Annotated in this window: 15 protein-coding genes; 7 read left to right on the top strand and 8 right to left on the bottom strand. The window is 60.1% G+C overall.

The genetic code is table 11. The features are described 5' to 3' along the window. The first annotated feature begins 64 nt into the window (after positions 1–64). Positions 65–604 (top strand): hypothetical protein, encoded by a 540-nt coding sequence (locus ACQZ6F_RS02450; protein WP_449092503.1) that lies wholly within the window; start codon positions 65–67, stop codon positions 602–604. Between the two features lie 19 nt (positions 605–623). On the opposite strand, the gene ACQZ6F_RS02445 is transcribed toward ACQZ6F_RS02450, so the two are convergent. After that, positions 624–1,898 carry an FAD-dependent monooxygenase gene (locus ACQZ6F_RS02445; protein ID WP_449092502.1) on the bottom strand — a complete coding sequence of 425 codons (1,275 nt, stop codon included), beginning with the start codon at positions 1,896–1,898 and terminating at the stop codon, positions 624–626. A 39-nt stretch (positions 1,899–1,937) separates the two neighbouring features. Here ACQZ6F_RS02445 and ACQZ6F_RS02440 point away from each other — a divergent pair, with 39 nt between their 5' ends. From ACQZ6F_RS02440 to ACQZ6F_RS02430, 3 genes are all read left to right on the top strand, one after another. Then, positions 1,938–2,420: a MarR family winged helix-turn-helix transcriptional regulator gene (locus tag ACQZ6F_RS02440; RefSeq protein ID WP_449092501.1), complete on the top strand. Its 483-nt coding sequence runs from the start codon at positions 1,938–1,940 to the stop codon at positions 2,418–2,420. A gap of 158 nt (positions 2,421–2,578) precedes the next feature. Then, on the top strand, positions 2,579–4,120 hold the full coding sequence (locus tag ACQZ6F_RS02435) for a diguanylate cyclase domain-containing protein (protein ID WP_449092500.1): 1,542 nt from the start codon (positions 2,579–2,581) through the stop codon (positions 4,118–4,120). A gap of 162 nt (positions 4,121–4,282) precedes the next feature. After that, positions 4,283–5,245, top strand: coding sequence for a S1C family serine protease (locus ACQZ6F_RS02430; RefSeq protein WP_449092499.1), 963 nt, complete (start codon positions 4,283–4,285; stop codon positions 5,243–5,245). Positions 5,246–5,351: 106 nt separating this feature from the next. On the opposite strand, the gene ACQZ6F_RS02425 is transcribed toward ACQZ6F_RS02430, so the two are convergent. From ACQZ6F_RS02425 to ltnD, 6 genes are all read right to left on the bottom strand, one after another. Further along, positions 5,352–6,128 carry an SDR family oxidoreductase gene (locus ACQZ6F_RS02425; protein WP_449092498.1) on the bottom strand — a complete coding sequence of 259 codons (777 nt, stop codon included), beginning with the start codon at positions 6,126–6,128 and terminating at the stop codon, positions 5,352–5,354. After that, positions 6,125–7,111 carry a D-erythronate dehydrogenase gene (gene denD, locus ACQZ6F_RS02420; RefSeq protein ID WP_449092497.1) on the bottom strand — a complete coding sequence of 329 codons (987 nt, stop codon included), beginning with the start codon at positions 7,109–7,111 and terminating at the stop codon, positions 6,125–6,127. Before denD ends, ACQZ6F_RS02425 begins: the two co-directional genes overlap by 4 nt. Before the next feature lie 84 nt (positions 7,112–7,195). Beyond that, positions 7,196–7,963: a hydroxypyruvate isomerase family protein gene (locus ACQZ6F_RS02415; RefSeq protein WP_449092496.1), complete on the bottom strand. Its 768-nt coding sequence runs from the start codon at positions 7,961–7,963 to the stop codon at positions 7,196–7,198. Positions 7,964–7,965: 2 nt separating this feature from the next. Further along, the gene (otnC, locus tag ACQZ6F_RS02410; RefSeq protein ID WP_449092495.1) at positions 7,966–8,616 is read right to left on the bottom strand and encodes a 3-oxo-tetronate 4-phosphate decarboxylase; all 651 of its coding nucleotides are present in this window, start codon (positions 8,614–8,616) and stop codon (positions 7,966–7,968) included. Then, positions 8,613–9,887, bottom strand: a complete 1,275-nt coding sequence (gene otnK, locus ACQZ6F_RS02405) for a 3-oxo-tetronate kinase (protein ID WP_449092494.1) — start codon at positions 9,885–9,887, stop codon at positions 8,613–8,615. Before otnK ends, otnC begins: the two co-directional genes overlap by 4 nt. Before the next feature lie 3 nt (positions 9,888–9,890). Beyond that, positions 9,891–10,799 carry an L-threonate dehydrogenase gene (gene ltnD / locus ACQZ6F_RS02400; protein ID WP_449092493.1) on the bottom strand — a complete coding sequence of 303 codons (909 nt, stop codon included), beginning with the start codon at positions 10,797–10,799 and terminating at the stop codon, positions 9,891–9,893. Between the two features lie 165 nt (positions 10,800–10,964). On the opposite strand from ltnD, the gene ACQZ6F_RS02395 reads away from it, so the two are divergent. Continuing rightward, positions 10,965–11,978 carry a LacI family DNA-binding transcriptional regulator gene (locus tag ACQZ6F_RS02395; protein ID WP_449092492.1) on the top strand — a complete coding sequence of 338 codons (1,014 nt, stop codon included), beginning with the start codon at positions 10,965–10,967 and terminating at the stop codon, positions 11,976–11,978. Further along, entirely contained in the window at positions 11,956–12,588 is a 633-nt protein-coding gene (locus ACQZ6F_RS02390) for a hypothetical protein (protein WP_449092491.1), read from the top strand. The genes ACQZ6F_RS02395 and ACQZ6F_RS02390 overlap by 23 nt, the downstream gene beginning before the upstream one ends. 12 nt (positions 12,589–12,600) lie before the next feature. Here the strand turns inward: ACQZ6F_RS02390 and ACQZ6F_RS02385 are convergent, their stop codons facing one another. Then, positions 12,601–13,242 (bottom strand): GntR family transcriptional regulator, encoded by a 642-nt coding sequence (locus ACQZ6F_RS02385; RefSeq protein WP_449092490.1) that lies wholly within the window; start codon positions 13,240–13,242, stop codon positions 12,601–12,603. Positions 13,243–13,417: 175 nt separating this feature from the next. Here ACQZ6F_RS02385 and ACQZ6F_RS02380 point away from each other — a divergent pair, with 175 nt between their 5' ends. Next, positions 13,418–14,842, top strand: a complete 1,425-nt coding sequence (locus ACQZ6F_RS02380) for a M20 family metallopeptidase (protein ID WP_449092489.1) — start codon at positions 13,418–13,420, stop codon at positions 14,840–14,842. Positions 14,843–14,880 lie beyond the last annotated feature (38 nt).

The raw sequence follows: 14,880 nt of genomic DNA, 5'->3' as shown, positions 1-14,880 counted from the left end.
AAGATCGAGGGGAGGGACCTAGTTTGGGAGGTCTAAACAATTTGCAGATCGGCGGAGGAGCCAGGTGAAGGGTGAAACACAATTGTCTGGCAAGGTCACATTCCTGGTCGCCGGATCGGTTTTCCTTGCCGTCACCATCGGAACGGCGGCGTTGGGAATCCACCTTTACAGAACAAACGCAACGGCAACCGCAATGGCGGCTTGCGTGGTTTTTGCATGGGGCTTCGGCAGCATGGTCGTCGCCATGATGCTCGTGCTGCTGACCTCGGGGAGGCAAACCAAAGGCAGGGTCGGTGTCAGGAGAGGCAGGGTTTCTATCCGGCTTAACAATGGATCGCCGGGCTCAAGCGGCCATATGACCGGCGGCGGTGTCGAAGCCGAGGGTGAAGCGGGAACGCGCATCACCAGTCCGCTCCCGTCCGTTTTTCTAATGCTATCTTCGATCGGATTGGCTGTGCTTGGCCTTTTCCTCTTCGGCCATCACCGGCTCGATGTGATCGGTTCGGGCATGTTCGTCGTCTTTGTGATTTACATCGCGAACTGGAGCAGATTGGCTTGGCCTCGGAAGGTGACTGGTGCAGCGGCCAACAAAAGCACCAGATGACGAAATGCCTTCGGTACGCCTATGCGGCGTCCCGCCGGTTCTTTTGACCCATACTATCGATGCCGTCTGGACCCAAAGCTTCGAGATCGGCGCGATAGGCAAACAGTTTACGGCCCATCCTTATGCCGAGTGGCAGCAACAGGGGCATAAGCAGGTCCCGCAGCAACAGCCCTAACCGGGTGGATTTGCGCTTCCTCGAGGCATTCTGCCTTGTGAGCTTTACGACGCGCTCGATCCTCGGGCGCCGCAATGTTTCATAGCGGGCGAAGGCGTCGTTGTGGTCGATCGTTTCGGCCAGGCATGACGATAAGACGAGTGCATCTTCTATCGCCATTGAGGCTCCCTGTCCGGCGTGCGGACCGATGGCATGGGCGGCGTCCCCGAGCAGAACCACGCGCCCTTTCGACCAGGTGGGAAGCGGCGGCATGTCAAAGATCGGGTAGCTGCGCTCGACCCTTTCAACTTCCTGCAGGATCGTCGCATTGGGAAACGGATCGTCGGCATGCATCTCACGGATGCGGTCTGCCAGGTCATGAGGATCCATTCCGCGCACCATATCGGGGGTATCCGCGGCGAAGGAGTTGAACCAGTAAACCGGATGCGATGCCGTCTTGATGTAACCGAAGAAGGCTTGCTCACCGAATGTCATGCGCATCAGGCCATCTGTTGCCGGTATATCGGCGTCGACGATGCCGCCGGCGCCGATCAGGCCGGTAAAGTGCGGGGCCGGGAAGTCCGGGAACACCTGCGAACGAACCTGGGAGCGCAGACCATCGGCGGCGACGAGAAGGCCCACCGAAAGGCTGGTCGCATCCAGAAAACTTAGCGAAACGGAATGGATACGGCTCTCGACGCCGGAAATGCGTCGGTCGAATTGCACGGCGATCCCTCGCGCTTCGCATTGCTCGATCAATATCCGGGTCAGTGTTCCCCGCTTGACCGTGACGGACGGGGCGCCGAATGTCGACCGATGGTCGCTCTGGTCCACGAGAGCCAGCCTGCGGCCGCGCGCATTGCAAAGCTCGATGGCTTTGGTCTCCAGCCCCGCGCGCAGGACTTCATCATAGCAATCCACGGCTCGAAGCCCGTTCATTCCATTGGGCGCGAGCGTCAGGAATTCGCCTTCGGAGAGAGCGGCTTCCCGCGAGCGTGCCTCGAACAGCTTCGGGCGAAAACCCAGCTTTGCCAGCCGCAAAGCGAGCACCAGCCCGCCTATGCCGGCACCGCAAATGCCGATCGTCAATTCGTGGTTATTGGCATCGGGAGTTGCAGCACCGTCCGTCATAGGGCACATTGTTTCTTCCTTCTAATTGTTAGATAGATGAATTATTCGATGATCGAACAAAAGTCAAATGGGGAATCGCAGCGCCTTGCCGAGGAGATCGGGTTCGCCTGCATGCGATGGCAGGAAGCGGTGGAAGCCTTCGATGAAACCTTCGGCAAGCTTTACGGGCTGAATAGCGCCGAGCGCCAATGCCTGAGTGTCATCATGAGAGCGCCGCAACCGGCGAACGCCGTCGCCAAGGCCATCGGACTTGCACCTCCATCGGTGACAGCGTTGATCGATCGCCTCACGGCGCGCGATCTTGTTCATCGCGTCGCCGATCCGAAAGACCGGCGCAAGATCCTGGTCGCCCCCTCGGAGAAGGCCGTAAAGCTCGGCAGGGAAATTTACGGCCCTATCCATGAGGCTGGCATGCGGATGCTTGGGCAGTTTTCAGAAGCGGAAAAGCAGGTCGTCCTGCGGTTTCTGACGCAAGCGATAGAGATGCAGGAGCACGAACTCGAACGGTTGCAGGAGAGGGGAGCGAGCTGATCCCATCGGGCCGGAAGGGTGCTTCGTGCATACTGTCGCGGCCGAGGACATTCCTTTACCATCGGGTGTTATGGTCGAAGACAGGTTCAAATTCGAAAGGCACATACCGGGATAAGATGCTGAGCGCGGAAATCGTCGCATTTCTCCAGGCATATCCGATGGCGGCGCTTGTAGTTGACGCCGCTGGTGTCGTTGTCTTTGCGAATGAGGGGGCCCGTGATCTCTTTGCATTTGACGAAGTACCTCCCGATCTCGCTATCTCGGCTCTGCTGCCGGATTGGCCGTTAGAAGCTACAGTATCCCACGCGCTCGTCGTGGCTGGCGATGGCGATCGGCGAAACTGCCAGGTCAGGGTGGCGACATGGCGCTCCGCATCCGATGTGCTGACCGCAATTCTCATCGAGCCGGAGAACCAGGAGCGCCAGGCGGCCGTCGCGGCACGAGACGCCAATTTGCGCCTGCGATATGTCATAGAGATGCTGCCGGAAGCCGTGTGCGTCTTCGATGCGAACGACCGCTATGTCCTCTGGAACGAGAAATATGCGGAGCTCTATCCGGATATTGCCGACCATCTCAAACCGGGGACTGCCTTCGAAGACATATTGAAGATCAGCCTTGCAAGCGGCCGTATGCCGGAAGTCGTCGGCGACAAGGATATCTGGCTGCGGCAGCGCATGCGAAAGTTTCGCCAGCCGGTTTCCCAGGAAGAGCAGCAACTGCGCGACGGACGATGGCTTCGGCATGATGACCGGCGCACGCCGGATGGTGGCGCCATCGGCATGCGGATAGACATCAGCGAGCTGAAGCAGCGCGAGGAATGGCTCAGCCAGCTTTTCGACGCCAATCCGATGCCGATGCTCCTGTGCGACGGCACCAGCCTCGATATTCTCCAGGCTAACCGGGCAGCATTGGACTTCTACGGTTTTGATGCCGTGACATTATTCTCATCAAGGGCATGCGACATGCATGTCGAAAGCGAGGCCGAGCGATTTGCGGCCGCACTTCTCGAACTTGAAGGTGATTGCGAGGCCAGAACCGTTTGGCGGCAGAGAATAGCCGATGGTTCGGAGCGCCATGTGCTCGTCTATGTTCGGCTGCTCCACGAGGGGCTGGAGCGCCGCCTGCTGCTGACGATCGCCGATGTCAGCGACCGAATTCTCGCCGAGGCCGAAGCCAACCGTCTGGCCGCACACGATATGCTGACCGGATTGCCGAACCGGATGTGTTTTTACAAAGCTCTCAGCGAAGCTCTGAAGACGAGTGGGGGAAAAGGCATCGCTGTCTTCTGTCTTGACCTCGATGGGTTCAAGCCGGTCAACGACACGTTCGGGCATGCCGCTGGTGATGAGGTTCTCAAGATGGTCGCAGAGCGGCTGCGCGGCGCGGCAAGAGAACATATGGTGGCGCGGTTGGGCGGCGACGAATTCGCCATCCTGATGGAAGCAGCCGATGGAAATATCGGTGATGTTGCGCGCGGTTGCATCGCCGCCTTCAAGTCCTCTTTCTTCATCGGGGGCGTGGCGGTGGATATCGGCATCAGCATCGGCGTCTCGTCGTCGCCGGAGGACGGCCAGAACGGGGAGGCACTCGTTCAGGAGGCCGACCGCGCACTTTATCAGGCAAAGGCCAGCGGCCGGAATACCTGGCGGATGGCCGCCAGCGTCCGTCGTCGTCAGGCCGTCTCGAGGCGTATGAAGTAATGGGCCGGCGCCGCATGGCGGTGCATATTCCCAGCTCTTGAACTTGGCTCGTCGCCTCCTCATCTGAATATCAATTGTTTCAATCTGTCGAACTGACAGCCTCTCGCTTTTCACAGTAGCTGCCGGTCCTCGTAGCGACGCGCCCGCGTCGGAGGAGTTTCTATGGGATTCATTGATCGCGACATCCAGCCGTCACCCGATGCCGGGCTGCTGGATGCCTATTCTCAATCGGTATCTGGCGCCGTCGATATCGTTGGTCCGGCCGTGAGCCGGATCGAGCGCTTGGGCGGCCGTGCCGGGCATGGTTCCGGCTTCGCCATCTCGCCGGATGGCCTCGTCGTCACCAATAACCATGTGGTCGACGATGCCAAGACGGTCCGTATCAAGACGCCGGAAGGAGTAACCGTCGAGGGCAGGGTGCTTGGCCGTGATCCGGACACGGATCTTGCGCTGATCCGCGCCAATGACTGGCCCGGTGCATGGGCACGGCTCGGCGATTCCAAGACGTTGAAGCGCGGCCATATCGCAATCGCCATCGGCAATCCGCTCGGCTTCGAATGGACCGTCACCGCCGGCATCGTATCCGCGCTCGGCAGGTCGATGCGCGCCGCGAGCGGGAGGCTGATGGAAGACATCATCCAGACGGATGCGGCGCTCAATCCGGGTAATTCAGGTGGGCCGCTGGTATCGTCGGCAGGCGAGGTAATTGGTGTCAATACGGCGGTTATTCAGGGTGCCCAGAGCATCGCCTTTTCGGTCGCCTCAAACACGGCCAGGCATGTCGTGTCCGAAATCCTGCGCTTCGGTCATGTCCGGCGTGCCTATATCGGTATCGCTGCCGACACTGTCGAGTTGCAGCGACGCATTGCGCTTGAGGCCGGCGTCACGCATTCGACCGCAGTGCGTCTGCGCCGCGTCGAAAAGGATAGCCCGGCGGAAAAGGCTGGCCTGCAGGAAGGCGACTACCTGCTCGCCATCGAGGGTCACGCCGTCTCGGGCATAGACGATGTCGTCAGGCTTCTGGACGGCGACAAGATCGATACCGAGATCGAGGTTCTGATCTTCAGCGTTGCCGGGCTGATCGAGCGACGGCAAGTGAAGCCGTCGGCTCGTCCTGCGATCTAGAGCACTTCCAGGAAAAGTGCGTAGCGGTTTTCCGTCCGGAATGCGTCAAGAAACAAAAAGATAGAGCATTTCCGCTTTTCCTGGAAATGCTCCACGGCTGCGGTCGCTAGCCTCTCCCAACCAATGGCATCTTCGTTGCCATGACGGTCATCGACAGCACGTTGGCATCAAGCGGCAGGGTGGCCATATAGACGACGGCGCGGGCGACATGTTCGGCCGAGATCGTCGGCTCGGCGGCCACCTCTCCGTTTGCCTGCAGCACGCCGGCGCTCATCCTTGCGGTCATGTCGGTCGCGGCATTGCCGATATCGATCTGGCCGCAGGCTATGTCGAAGGGACGGCCGTCGAGCGCCGTCGATTTCGTGAGGCCAGTGATGGCATGCTTGGTCGCCGTATAGGGTGCCGAATGCGGCCGTGGCGTCGTTGCCGAAATCGAGCCGTTATTGATGATGCGGCCGCCGTGCGGCACCTGGTTCTTCATCAGCCGGAAGGCCTGCTGCGTGCACAGGAAGGCGCCGGTGAGGTTCGCGCCGAGGATGGCGTTCCACTGCTCGAAAGACAGTTCCTCCATCGGTACGGCCGGAAGGCCCATGCCGGCATTGTTGACCAGCAGATCGAGGCGGCCATATCGGTCCGAGATGGCATCGAAGAGGGCGCGAACGGAATTGGGATCACTGACATCGGCCGCAACCGCGAAAAATTCCGCGCCGGTCTCTTCGGAAAGCTCCCTGGCGGATGCTTCAAGCACATCCGCACGGCGTCCTGAGATCACGACCCTGAAGCCGGCCACTCCAAGCGCTTTTGCCATGGCGCGCCCGAGACCCGTGCCGCCGCCGGTGACGAGCGCTATTCCACTTTGTGTTTTAGCCAAACCTTCGGTCATGCAAGCCTCCCGCCCAATTCGTCCTCGATATGCACCTGCAGGATCTCGTCGAAGCTCTGCTCCGCCTTGAAGCCGAGGTCACGCGCGCGCGCTGCATCGAACCGCTGCGCCCAGCCGGTAACTATCTTCTCGATCACCGGATCAGCCTCCCGCCGGATGAGGGCGACTGCCTTGTCGCCGGCCACCCGCCGCAGCGCGTCGATTTCATCGGAAACGACGGCCGAGAGCCCGGGCATGGTGAGATTGCGCCGCGGCCCGACTTTCGTGGTGTCGAGCGTCGCGGCATGCACGAAGAAGCCGACCGCAGAGCGCGGGCTGGCGAACCAGTGCCGCACCGTATCGCTGACCGGCAGGATCGCTTCCTTGCCGATCAACGGCTCGCGCAGGATATTCGAGAAGAAGCCCGAGGCCGCCTTGTTCGGAGCGCCCGGCCGCACACAGATGGTCGGCAACCTGATGCCGATGCCATCGAAAATCCCGCGCCTCGAATAATCGGAGAGCAGAAGTTCTGTGATTGCCTTTTGCGTACCGTAGCTGGTGAGCGGCGCAGTCAGGAACTCGTCGCCGATAATATCGGGGAAGGGCGTACCGAACACCGCGAGGGACGACGCAAAGATGACGCGTGGCATATAAGCAGCCGTCAGACCTTGTTGCCGGATCGCCTCGAACAGCGCCCGTGTTCCGTCAAGATTGACCGTATAGCCCTTGTCGAAATCCGCTTCCGCTTCGCCTGAAACAACGGCGGCCAGATGAAAGATGAGGTCGGGACGTTCTTCGATGAGCTTATCCGCGACGCCGGCATTGGCGAGGTCGACGGTGACAGCCTTCGAGATGTCTCTGAGAGCTTCCGGTATGGGCGACTGAAAAGCATCCGCGAGAGTAAGTCGATCGATCGACTGTCCGAGCGCCTTCGGTTCCTTGGCGATCCGTTCGACAAGCTTGCGGCCGACCATGCCGGCGGCCCCCAAAATCAACACATGCATTTCGGCTTTTCCTCCTCAAGGAATCGGTATCGGTCTTCAGTGTGGTTCGCCGTCTCCGCGCCCGGTCGACAACAATCAAATGGTTTAGCTGCGATATGCCTGCAGCCAGCCCAGTCCAGCCTCCGTTGTCGTGGCGGGCCGATATTCGGCTCCGATGGGCCTGTCATAGCCAAGCCTTTCGATGAAGCGGAAAATGTGACGATAGTCGATTTCGCCGTGATCCGGTTCACGCCGGTCGGGGACAGATGCGATCTGGATATGGCCGATGGCGCCCAGAAGTGCTTCGAGCTTCTGGGTCAGGTCGCCCTGCATGATCTGGATGTGATAGCAGTCGAACATCAGCTTGATGTTCCCTGCGCCAACAGCAGATATGATGTCGAGCGCCTGATCGGTCGTTCGCAGAAAATACCCAGGTGCATCTCGGCTGTTCAGCGGCTCGATCAACACCGTAATACCCGCCTCGCCGGCTCGCCCGCAGGCATAGCGCAGATTGGCAATGAAGGTGGCGCGCGCTTCCTCGCCGCTGCTTTTTCCCGCCATGACATGGACATTCTGCGCGCCGATCGCGGCGGCATAGCCGATTGCCTGGTCGATTGCGCGGCATGCCTCGTCCTCTCGTCCCGGCAAGGCCGCCAACCCATTGTCGCCGGCCTGGACATTGCCACGACTGGTGTTCAGGCCAAGCATGGAAAGACCTGTTTCGGCGAGCGCCTGCCGCACGGCTTCGGCTGCTGTGTCATAGGGATAATGGCATTCCACAGCATCGAAGCCGGCGGCTTTGGCGGCCCGGATTGCGTCGGGAAGCGCAAGCTCCTGCCAGAGAAAACCGAGATTGGCGGAAAAACGCAGCATGTTCAGTCCCACTCCACATCATAGGTGCGAACCAGATCGGCGATCTGGGCATCCGTCAACAGGGCAGGGTTGGCCCCGCGCGTCAGAATGGCCAGCTTTGCCGTCTCTTCCAGTTCCTCGATCGCATACACCGCTGCTTCCAGATCCTTAGCCGAGACGACCGGTCCGTGTGCCGCCAGCATGACGGCGCTGCGTTTGCCGGCAAGGCCACGGATCGCATCGCCCATAGCCGGGTCTCCCGGCATGAAATAGGGCAGAAGTTTCACCTTGCCGAGCTTCATGATTGAATAGGCTGTCAATGGTGGCAGCATATTGTCGCTATCGACATCAGGCAGAACAGACAGGGCGACCGAATGGCTGGAATGGAGATGCACGACGGCTCCCGTCTTGTCTGGTCGCGTCTCGTAGAAAGCGGCGTGTAGTGGCATTTCCTTCGTCGGCTTGTCTCCGCCGATCAGGCGTCCACTGGCGTCGAAAAGCGACAAGCGCGATGGGTCCAGGCGACCGAAGGAACTGCCTGTCGGCGTCACCAGCAGGCGTCCATCGCTGAGGCGCGCGGAGATATTTCCGGATGAGCCGGCGGTAAGGCCCCGATCGTAAAGCGACTTGGCCATCTGGCATATCTGCTCGCGCAGGCTGGCTTCTTCGCTCATGCTTCCTCCAGCCGGGCGAAGGCATCCGTGAAGAAGGTCTCACTGCCGAAATTGCCTGATTTCAGAGCGAGCGCGATCATCTCGCCCGCGACCTCTGCGAAAGTCCAGGGTACACCTGGGGCTATTTCCGGGCCGATGGTCAGGTGGGTGATCCCGAGTGCCTGGGTGATCGCCCCCGATGTCTCGCCGCCGGCGACGACAAAACGGCGAGTTCCCTGTTGAAAAGCCTCGCGGGCGATCTCCGACAATGCTTCCTCGATGACTTGGCCTGCCTCGTCACGTCCCAATCGTTCCTGCGCTTGGCGCACATCGGCGGGCTCCGCGGTGGCGTAGATGATCTTGCGGGCGTCTGCCGGCTGCTGTCTCAGCCACAGGCATGCGGCTGCAGAACCTTGTTTGGAAAGGTTGATGGGGTCAAGCTTGAGGCCGGCGCTATGTGCTGTGTAATCCGCCACCTGCCTGCGTGTCATCGCGGAGCAGCTTCCAGACAGGACGATTTGGCCACCCCCAACATGTGGCAAGAGCTTGTGAGTGTCAGGCGCTGTTGCGAGGCCCTGTTCGACGTACAATCGCGGCAACTGACCGGCGATGGCGCTGCCGCCGGTCAGAAGCGGCATATCCACCGTCGCGGCGGCAATGGTGCGTAGATCGTCGTCACAAATGGCATCGACGATGACATGCTGCACATCGTCTTCCTTGAGCCGCTCCAGCCTCGCCTTTAGGGCTGCCGGGCCTTCCGACACCATGACGCGACTGGCAAGGCCGACTTTGCCGCGCACCTGTGGCGACAGCAGTCGCACTAGGCTGGAATCGCGCATCGGCGTCAGTGGGTGGTCCTTCATCGGGCTTTCGGCAAGAAGCTGCTCGCCGACAAACAGATGGCCCATGAATACGCTGCGACCGTTTTCGGGGAAAGCCGGGCAATAGATCGTTTGCTCCGCGCCAGTCTGCGCCATCAGCATTTCTGCGATCGGCCCGATATTGCCCTCTGATGTGCTGTCGAAGGTCGAGCAGTATTTCCAGAAGAAGCGCGTCGCTCCGGCATCTTTCAGCCAGTCCAGCGCCTGGCGCGCTTGCTCGACGGCGCTCTGGACCGGCGATGTCCGGCATTTCAGGGCGATGACCTCGATGACGGATGCATCGCTCTCGTCGCGTTTCGTCTGCGGCACGCCGATGCGCAACGACACGCGGAGCCCGCTGCGCGATAGGAGGGCGGCGAGATCCGTGGCCCCGGTAAAATCATCGGCGATGCAGCCGAGCAGAAGGGCCATGCGCTATTCCTCCATGCCGGGAAGGATGGCGCCGCTCTTGCGCGCAAGGATCTTGACGACGGCAGCGTCATCCTCCTGACCAAGGCCCGCCTCTGACGCCTCGACGAAAAGGCTGAGTGCGGAGGCGGCAAGCGGCGTGATCGCGCCTGCCTTTTCGGCTTCGGACGCAACGATACCGAGATCCTTGACGAAAATGTTGACCGCCGAACGTGGCGCATAATTGCCGGAAACAATGTGCTCACCGCGGTTCTCGAACATCCATGAGGAGCCTGCGGAAACGCGGATCACGTCATAAAGCGTCTTCAGGTCGATGCCGGCCTTGGCGGCAAGCGTCATGGCTTCGGCTGTAGCGGCGATATGGACGCCGGCGAGAAGTTGGTTGATCATCTTCACTTGCGAACCTGCGCCGGGACGATCCCCCAGCCGGAACACCTTGGCCGAGATGGCATCGAGGGCGGCGGAAGCCCGATCGAAGGCCTCTTGCGAGCCGGATGCCATTACAGTGATTTCGCCAGCCAGCGCGCGAACATGGCCGCCGGAAACCGGCGCATCGATGACGAGCATGCCTGCCGTCTCAAGTCTTTCGGCAATATCGGTGGTGGCGCTCGGCGCCATGGTGGCGCAGAGCAGAAACACGGTGCCAGGCTTTGCCGTCTCCAGTGCGCCATTCGGACCGAATACGACGTCCTCAACCTGCTTGCTGTTGATGACGTAGACAAGGATGACATCGGCGGTTTCGGCAGCCAGTGCCGGCGTTGTGCAAGCGTCCCCGCCGGCTTCCGTGAAGCGTGCGAGGGCATCGCTGCGAATATCACATCCCCGCACCGCGAAGCCTGCCTTGAGAAGGGACAGGGCTGCGCCCCAGCCCATCGATCCCAAGCCGATGACGGCTGCCTTCTTCGTTTCCTGCACGATATTACCTCTGTAATTTAGGCCATGTTACCGGTACCGGTATCGTTAACATGGCCAATTTCTCCTGTATCTGTCAATAGCGCCAGTTTTCCTTTTCCCGGAAATATCCTATGAGGAAGAGCGACGCCGTCGGGGGTCGCTACCAATGTCGAGGGTCGCCGGGGAATGCGCAAACCCACTCTGGAAGAAGTCGCGATCGAGGCTGGGGTCAGCAAGATGACTGCCTCGCGTGCCCTCCGTGGCGTTGGCGATGTCTCAAGCGAAACCCGCGACAGGGTGCTGGAGGTGGCGACGCGGCTAAGCTATGTCGGCAACCGGCTGGCGCTCTCGCTGTCCTCGCAACGCACCAATCTCGTCGCCGTGGTCGTGCCCAGCATGTCGAATATCGTCTTTCCGGAAGTGCTGGCGGGCATCTCCGCCGGCCTCGACGGCTCGGGCATGCAGGCTGTATTCGGCATTTGCGATTACGATGTTGCCAAGGAGCGGGACATCATCCGCGATATGCTCTCCTGGCAGCCTTGCGCCATCATCGTCACCGGCCTCGACCAGCCGGAGGAAACGGTGAAATTGCTGAAGCACGCAGACATCCCGGTCATCCAGCTTATGGATCTCGATGGTACGCCGATCGATTTCAATGTCGGGTTGTCGCATGGAGATGCGGGCGCCGATATGGCAAGGGCGCTGATCGCGGCCGGCCGCCGGCGGTTCGGTTATGTCGGCAGCGCGCTGGAGAAGGATTTGCGCGCGGGCAAGCGCAAGGCTGGTTTCGAGCGCGTGTTGCGCGAGCACGGCCTGCACTTCGTGGAACTGGCGATCGATGATGCCTTTTCCTCGATTGCACTTGGGAAGCGGTTGACGATTGCCATGCTTGCCGCCGTTCCCGATCTCGATTGCATCTATTATTCCAACGACGATATGGCGAGCGGCGGATTGTTCGCTTGCATGGAGCTGGGGGTCGCAGTCCCCGAGAAGATCTTGATCGCTGGATTTAACGGATTGGATCTCATTAACTCCCTGCCGGCGCCAATTGCGACGTCCCGTTCGCCAAGGCGTGCCATCGGCGAGGTCGCTGCGCAATTGGTGCGTCAGGCGGTGGCCGGCAATCAGGAGACGGAGCAAAGAACCGTCAAGTTCAAGCCGATGATTACGGGAATTGATGGCTTTGAAGATGAAGGTTAGCGAGTTTACTCGCTGCCAAGATCAGGCTGAGATGATGTTGAGTTCTCGGCTGACCAACGATTATCCGGAACAACTGGCGTGGCTGTCAGCGCATTGCGTGCTATCAATTCTCTTGGATGCAGGTGTTGGTCGAGTCTTTGCTAGATCGATGATGACGCCGACACCGCATCTTCTTCTCAAACGGAGGATATTGAGAATGCATCGCCCCCAAAAACTGCTTTTCGCGCTCGCCTTTAGTGCCATGACCGCCGTTTCATCCTATGCATGGGCTGCCGGCTTTGAAAATATTGTCGTTTCGACGGAGGAGGATGCCGACGCGACGCAAGATAGTTTTGCTGCAGATACGCCGAAGATCTTTGTGTCGGCCGAACTAACCAAGGACGTTCCGTCGGGAAGCAAAGTGAATATCGCCTGGATCGCCATCGACACGGGCGGGGTCGCTCCGCCAAACTACAAGATCGATGAGGTCAATCTCGACATTACCTCGATGATCAACCATGTAAATTCCGCATTGAGCAAGCCGAATAATGGCTGGCCTGTCGGGACTTACAAGATCGAATTCTCCGTGGACGGCAAGCCGATGGAATCGGTCGGTTTCAGCATAAAATGAGGTTATCTGCTGTCACGCCTGCAATATATGTCGGCGTGTCAGCTCCTTGAGCATATCCATATCGCGCTTTGCGATGGCGTCGACCATCAATTGGTGCTCGCGGCCGGATTGCTCGATCCGGGCGCGAGTTCGCCATTGCGAAACCGGCGCCGATGAGGTCCGTTGCCGGATTTCGGTGACCAGGTCGACGAGTTCCTGATTGCCGGCAAGCGCTAGCAAGTGCCGATGAAAGGCAAGATTGGCTTCGTAGAGCTCGAGCATGGTGCCGGTCAGGACGAGTTCGTCGAAGCGCGTGGCAAGCGCGCGCAGGGTGACGATATCGGCCTCGGCTGCGTTTTCGATGATTCGATCGCTGACTGCCGTTTCGAGGATGACGCGGATGTCGCTAACTTCCTGGGCGCGGCGCCCATCCTGCTCATGGACGTGGTAACCACGGTTGGGAATGTGTTCGACCAGCCGCTTCTGCACCAGCCTGTCCAACGCCAGCCGCACCTGCGGCCGCGTACAGTGATGCCTCCGTTCCAGATCGATCTGCTTCAGCCACGTTCCGGGCGGAAGCCTGCCGGCAAGGATGTCCTGGAGAATGAGCTCGGTCACATCCGGCGTCTCCGCCTCTTGTGCGCGCGCTGTCGCGTCAGCTTCCAGCGAATTCATGCAGCTCTCCCAAGCGTCCCGTTTTTGGCGATGACTATCATGGACCCGGTTCTTGGCCAACGGACCCGTAATCGCTGCCGAAAAAATATCCATGCACATCTCTTGCGCAGTTATTTTAATTGGCACATAAATTGGTACCAATTTGATATCCATTACATGAGGCAGATGCAAGTCCATGCAGAATTCTGATGCGGTATGGGACATCGTCGAGAGAAAACGCGAAGCGTTCTTTGAGCTCAGCGATCGGATCTGGGAAATTCCCGAGACGAATTATCTCGAATACCAATCCGCCGAGGAGCACGCCCGCATGCTTGAGAGCGAGGGCTTTCGGGTTGAGCGTGGGCTCGCCGGTCTGCCGACGGCTGTCATGGGCGAAGCAGGCGAGGGTGGCCCCGTCATCGCCATTCTCGGTGAGTTCGATGCCTTGCCGGGACTGAGCCAGGAGGCCGGTATTGCCGAGGAGCGTCCCTTGATCGACGGTGGCAATGGTCATGGTTGTGGCCACAACATGCTCGGTTCCGGATCGATGCTGGCCGCCGCTGCCGTCAAGGATTTCCTCGCCGAAAACGGTCTGAAGGGCAGGGTGCGCTATTATGGCTGCCCCGCCGAAGAGGGCGGTTCCTCCAAGGGCTTCATGGTGCGGTCCGGCGTTTTCGATGATGTCGACATCGCCATTTCCTGGCATCCGGCACCTTTCGCCGGCGTCAACAACCCGATCTCGCTTGCTTGCAACGAACTCAACTTCCACTTCTCCGGCCGCGCGTCGCATGCTTCCGCCACGCCTCATCTTGGCCGTAGCGCGCTCGATGCCGTCGAGCTGATGAATGTCGGCGTCAACTACATGCGTGAACACATGCCGTCGTCGGCACGTATTCACTACGCCATTACCGATGCTGGCGGCGGGGCGCCAAACGTCGTGCAGGCGCGTGCGACCGTTCGCTATCTTGTTCGCGCACGGACGCTGCCGGAACTTCTGGTGCTGGTTGCGCGGGTCAAGAAGGTCGCGGAAGGTGCTGCACTGATGACCGAGACGACCGTCCGCAGCGAGATTATCAGCGGCGACGCCAATCTGGTCGGCAACACCCCGCTCGAAGAATGCATGTTCTCGCACCTGGAGCGGCTTGGACCGCCGGTGTTCGATGATGCGGATCGGGAGACGGCCCGCAAATTTCAGCAGACTTTCAGTGCCGAGGATATCGCAGCCTCCTATGGTCGCTTTGCGCTAAAGCCGAAGAAGGGTCAGGCGCTCTGCGAGGAGATTTTCCCGCTGAATGCCGGTGATGGCACGTTGGTCGGCTCTACCGATGTCGGCACTGTGAGCTGGGTCGTGCCCACCGTGCAGATGCGCGGCGCCACCTATGCGATCGGCACGCCGGGGCATTCCTGGCAGCTCGTTGCCCAAGGCAAGCTGCCGGTGGCGCACAAGGGGACCGAGCATGCGGCGAAGGTGATGGCGAGCACTGCCGCCGAGCTTATCCGCAATCCGCAGCTTATCGAGGCGGCCAAGGCCGACCACAAGGCACGGCTCGAAGGAACGCCTTTCGTCAACCCGATCCCGGACGATGTCCAGCCGCCACTTCCGGAGAAGGCCGATGCCTGAGGAGGTCGGGAACTCCAGCAATTCTCAGGCGCAGACGT

This window comes from Rhizobium sp. A22-96 (genome assembly GCF_053521805.1).
Note: the sequence above shows the minus strand (reverse complement) of the source record. Positions and strands in the feature narration are given on the sequence as shown.